Below are 683 nucleotides of genomic sequence, written 5' to 3'. Positions count from 1 at the left end.
TTAAAGGCAAGATTCATTGACTTAAACAATGCATCCGGACGCGGGATGGAGCAGTTTGGTAGCTCGTCGGGCTCATAACCCGTAGGTCGTCGGTTCAAATCCGGCTCCCGCAACCACATTACAGTTAAGCGCTATCTATTGCCCAAGGCAGTAAGAGCAGCGATTAACTAATGCGATACTAGCTCAGTTGGTAGAGCGCAACCTTGCCAAGGTTGAGGTCATCGGTTCGAACCCGATGTATCGCTCCAAATTCTTTCTCACGCTTTATGCTGAAGATGAAAATGGTTTAGTCTCATTGTCTTAAACAATGCATCCGGACGCGGGATGGAGCAGTTTGGTAGCTCGTCGGGCTCATAACCCGAAGGTCGTCGGTTCAAATCCGGCTCCCGCAACCACATTACAGTTAGGCGCTATCTGTTGCCCAGGCGGTAAGAGCAGCGAATAACTAATGCGATACTAGCTCAGTTGGTAGAGCGCAACCTTGCCAAGGTTGAGGTCATCGGTTCGAACCCGATGTATCGCTCCAAATTAGCCTTTTAAAGGCAAGATTCATTGACTTAAACAATGCATCCGGACGCGGGATGGAGCAGTTTGGTAGCTCGTCGGGCTCATAACCCGAAGGTCGTCGGTTCAAATCCGGCTCCCGCAACCACATTACAGTTAAGCGCTATCTGTTGCCCAAG

At 50.1% G+C, this 683-nt stretch carries 5 tRNA genes; all 5 read left to right on the top strand.

Annotation, left to right across the window (positions count from 1 at the left end):
* Positions 1–39: 39 nt before the first annotated feature.
* Positions 40–116, top strand: a tRNA-Met gene (locus ATB74_RS23430).
* A 56-nt stretch (positions 117–172) separates the two neighbouring features.
* Positions 173–248 (top strand) — tRNA-Gly (locus ATB74_RS23425).
* A gap of 70 nt (positions 249–318) precedes the next feature.
* Positions 319–395 (top strand) — tRNA-Met (locus ATB74_RS23420).
* A gap of 55 nt (positions 396–450) precedes the next feature.
* Positions 451–526 (top strand) — tRNA-Gly (locus tag ATB74_RS23415).
* A gap of 49 nt (positions 527–575) precedes the next feature.
* A tRNA-Met gene (locus ATB74_RS23410) sits at positions 576–652 on the top strand.
* Positions 653–683: the final 31 nt, after the last annotated feature.

It is taken from the genome of Vibrio splendidus, from assembly GCF_001557875.1.
Taxonomy (GTDB): domain Bacteria; phylum Pseudomonadota; class Gammaproteobacteria; order Enterobacterales; family Vibrionaceae; genus Vibrio; species Vibrio splendidus_F.
The sequence above is the reverse complement of the archived record's forward strand: the minus strand, read 5'-3'. Positions and strand labels throughout refer to the sequence as shown.